This is a genomic window from Streptomyces acidicola (genome assembly GCF_009377235.1).
GTDB classification, from domain to species: domain Bacteria; phylum Actinomycetota; class Actinomycetes; order Streptomycetales; family Streptomycetaceae; genus Streptomyces; species Streptomyces acidicola.
In genome coordinates this window covers 1-3,593 of the sequence record NZ_VMNX01000439.1, presented here as the reverse complement: position 1 = coordinate 3,593, position 3,593 = coordinate 1, and the positions used below count along the sequence as shown (strand labels likewise).

Below are 3,593 nucleotides of genomic sequence, written 5' to 3'. Positions count from 1 at the left end.
CCCCCGCCCCCAACTGGGTCACGGCGCCACGCTCCTGACCGCCCCCTGGGCCCCGGTCGGTGTGCGGGCCGCACTCACCCGGGGGCTGCGCAGGGCGGCGGCCCCCTGGACGTCCACGACGCTGCTCAGCAACATCGGCCGGGTCCCGTACCCGCTGGACTTCGGCGAGGGGGCGGGCCGCGCGCACGCCGTGTGGTTCTCGGCTCCGGCCCGTATGCCGCGCGGCCTCACCGTCACCACCGCCTCGACGGCGGGCCGCCTCCACCTCGCCCTGCGCTGGTCGCGCGCCCTCCTCGGTCACGGCGACGGCGACCGCCTGCGCGACCTCTTCGAGCACTACCTGCGCACCACGGAGGTCAACAGCACGGAAGTCGCCATCACGGAGTTCACTGGCACGGAGTCCACTGGCACGGAAGGCACCAGCACGGAGGGCACCTCATGACGGCCACCGCACCCCCGCGACGCGGCCTGAGCGACTTCTACGAGAACCCTTCCGTCCCCGTGGCCTCCGGCACCGCCCGCAGCGAGCGTCAGGCCCGCATGCTGGCCGCCGCGCTCGGACCGGCCACCACCGACGGTCCGAAGACGGTCCTGGACGTCGGCTGCGGCGACGGCACGGCGGCCGCCACCGCCGTGCCCTTCCTCGCCGGTCACCGGATCGTCGGCGTCGACTGGTCCCAGGACGCCCTCAGACGCGCCCGCACCCGGCTGTCGTACCCGGTGCGCGGTGAACTCACCGACGGCGGGCTGCCGTTCGCGTCGGCCGTCGCCGACGCCGTCCTGTTCAGCGAGGTGGTCGAGCACCTGGTCGACCCGGACGCGGCCCTGGACGAGATCCGCCGGGTCCTGCGCCCCGGAGGCCATCTGATGCTCTCCACCCCCAACCTCGCCGCCTGGTACAACCGTGCCCTGCTCCTCGCCGGAGTGCAGCCCGTGTTCTCGGAGGTGAGCCTGCGCGCGATCCACGGCCGCCCCGGCAAGGAGGTCGTGGGCCATCTACGGCTCTACACCGCCCGCGCGCTACGGGAGTTCGTGGCGGCGTCCGGCTTCGAGATCGTGGGCTTGCGCGGGGCGCCCTTCCACGGCGTACCGCGTCCGCTGCGACCACTGGACCGGCTGGCCTGTGCGGTGCCCTCGGCCGCGTCGATCCTGCTGCTGCACGCGCGCAGGACGTAGCCCATGTGGTGGGGAGTGGCCGCGGCCCTGCTGGCGAACGCGCTGTACAGCACCGGATTCGTCCTGGAGAAGCGGGCGTTGGGTTCCCTGCCCGAGGTGACGGTCCGGCAGCCGTTCCGGCTGCTGCGCCTGGTGCTCGGCAGCCCGCTGTGGATCGGCGGCTCGCTGGCCCTGGCCGCCGGCTTCGCCGCCCAGCTCGCCGTCTACCGCACCCTGCCGATCGCCGCCGCGCAGGGCATCTTCGTCTCCGGGCTCGTGCTGCTGGTCCTGCTGTCCGCGCGGCTGCTCGGCGAAGAGACGACGGGACGGGAACGGTACGCGCTCGGCGCGATCCTGACCGCGCTGCTGATGGTGGTCCTGTCGCTGGACGAGGCCTCCGACACGGTGAGCCGCAGCGCTCCGCACGCCCTTGTCCTCACGGTCTGCGTGCCCTCCCTCGCCCTCGGTGTGTGGCTGTACGCCTCGGCCGAGCGGCGCGCCCGGCACCGCCACCGGCTGCCCACCACGGGCGTGGACTACGGCGTGGCGGTGGGCCTGCTGTACGGGGTGAGCTCGCTGGCCATCAAGGGCGTGTCGAGCCATCTCACGACGAGCGCGCCCGTCGAGGCCCTCCTCGCCCTGCTGCGCTCCCCGTACCCGTACCTCCTTCTCTTCACCGGCGCGTTCGGGCTGGTCATGTCGCAGGCGGCGCTGCAGCGCTCCCGGGCCTCGCTGATCGTGCCGGTGTGCACCACCGTGACCTCCCTGTTCACCGCGGTGCTCGGCACGCTGTCGTTCGGCGAGGCACTGCCCGACGACCCGCTGCGGTTGGCGCTGCGCGTGGCGGGCACGGCGCTCGCGGTGACCGTACTGCTGTCGATGCCGAAACACGACGCGCCCCGACCCGCACCCCAACCACCCGTGGGTGCCAAGGAGTTGACCCCACCGTGAACCCCGAAGACCCGCTCCTGAAGATCCTGGCGTGCCCGCTGGACAAGGGCCCGCTGCACCTCGTGGTCCAGCGGGAAGCCCCCCGGTCGCCCGAGGCGCTGTACAACCCGCGTCTGCGCCGCCGCTACCCGATCGTGGACGGCATCCCGCAGCTGCTGCCGTCCTCGGGCGAACAGGTCACCGAGGACGAACACGAGGAACTGATCGAACGGATATCGCCATGACCCTCGCCGCCCGCCTCGCCCCTCACCTGCCCACCCGGCTGATCGCCGCCGCGGCCGGACTCGTCTACCCGCGCTTCGAGCCGGAGCTCGCGCGCCTCGGCGACCTCTGCCCGCCAGGCTGCGGCACGGCGGTCGACGTCGGCGGCTGGTACGGCCCGTGGACGCGCCGCCTCGCCGGGCACGCCCACCAGGTGGTCACCGTCGAACCGGTCCCCCACCTGGCCCGGCTGCTCACCTCGACGACCCCCGCGAACGTCCGCGTGGTCCAGGCCGCCGCCTCGGACCACCCCGGCACCGCCCGCCTGTGGCTGCCGCCGGGCGACGAGGGCGAACGGGGCGTGTCGTCCCTCGTCCGCCGGGACATCCACGCCCGCGCGCTGGACGTCCCCTGCGTCACGTTGGACGGTCTGGGCCTGCGGGACGTCGACTTCATCAAGATCGACGTGGACGGCAGCGAGCCGGCGGTCCTGCGCGGCGCGAGGGGCATCCTGGTCCGCGACCGTCCGGCCCTCTTCATCGAACTGGAGTCCCGTATCCAGCCGATCGCCCCGGTCGTCGACCTCCTCGCCGGCCTCGGCTACACGGGCTGGGTCCTCCCCGGCCGCACCTGGCTGCCCCTGGACCCGGCGGCGCTGGAGGCCCACCAGGCAAGGACGTCACATGTGGTGTCGCAGGGCCTGCTGCGCCGCGTCCTGCCCTTCTTCCGGGGCCCCCGGTACGTGAACTCGGTCCTGTTCCTCCCGGACGGCCGCAGCCCGGGCGCACAGGCCGTACACCACCGCGTACGCCACCATGGGACGCATGCCCTCCGCAAAGCCCCCCGGTAGGCCCACCGGCCCCTTCACCCCGCTCGACTTCCAGCTCGTCCTGCTGCGCCGCATGGCCGACCACAATCCGGACCTGGTGGCGGAAGCCCGTCGTGAGCTGGGCGTCTCGATCACCGACATGCGCGAGGCCAACAAGCGCTGGCAGGCGATGCTCCGCTCTCCGCGCCCCCGCGCGGCCGCGTCCCGATACCGCTCGATCCTGGGCGAACCCGAGTCGGTGGCACTCCGGAAGATCGGCGACCTGGAGTGCGAGGCCCTGCGCTGGCCCGTCCCCCTCTGGCCGGACCTCCGCTTCGAGGTGATGGTGGCCCCGAACGGCGCGGTATGGAACGAGTGGCTCGTCCGCGCCCCGGCCGCCACCGCTCCCGAGCTGCACACGCTGGCCGACCTGACCCCCTGGTCCTGCACGGTCGACGAGGCGGCCCACGCCTTCGCC

Annotated in this window: 5 protein-coding genes and 1 pseudogene; all 6 read left to right on the top strand. The window is 73.5% G+C overall.

Annotated elements, in window-relative coordinates:
- Positions 1-442 (top strand): annotated as a pseudogene (locus FPZ41_RS45605) (hypothetical protein); the annotation flags it as partial.
- A complete protein-coding gene (locus FPZ41_RS45600; protein ID WP_152870694.1) occupies positions 439-1,176 on the top strand; it encodes a class I SAM-dependent methyltransferase in 738 nt (245 codons plus the stop codon). The pseudogene FPZ41_RS45605 and the gene FPZ41_RS45600, both read left to right, overlap by 4 nt.
- A 15-nt stretch (positions 1,177-1,191) precedes the next feature.
- Positions 1,192-2,106, top strand: coding sequence for a hypothetical protein (locus tag FPZ41_RS45595; RefSeq protein WP_322621567.1), 915 nt, complete (start codon positions 1,192-1,194; stop codon positions 2,104-2,106).
- A complete protein-coding gene (locus FPZ41_RS45590; protein WP_322621566.1) occupies positions 2,103-2,330 on the top strand; it encodes a Trm112 family protein in 228 nt (75 codons plus the stop codon). Before FPZ41_RS45595 ends, FPZ41_RS45590 begins: the two co-directional genes overlap by 4 nt.
- Entirely contained in the window at positions 2,327-3,157 is an 831-nt protein-coding gene (locus FPZ41_RS45585; RefSeq protein WP_152870690.1) for an FkbM family methyltransferase, read from the top strand. Before FPZ41_RS45590 ends, FPZ41_RS45585 begins: the two co-directional genes overlap by 4 nt.
- Positions 3,132-3,593: hypothetical protein (locus tag FPZ41_RS45580; protein WP_407698907.1), on the top strand; the 462-nt coding region annotated here is incomplete at its 3' end. The genes FPZ41_RS45585 and FPZ41_RS45580, both read left to right, overlap by 26 nt.

Bases quoted from the DNA above. Each gene is read 5' to 3' on its own strand.
- FPZ41_RS45600 (WP_152870694.1), top strand. From the start codon at position 439: ATGACGGCCACCGCACCCCCGCGACGCGGCCTGAGCGACTTCTACGAG.
- FPZ41_RS45585 (WP_152870690.1), top strand. From the start codon at position 2,327: ATGACCCTCGCCGCCCGCCTCGCCCCTCACCTGCCCACCCGGCTGATC.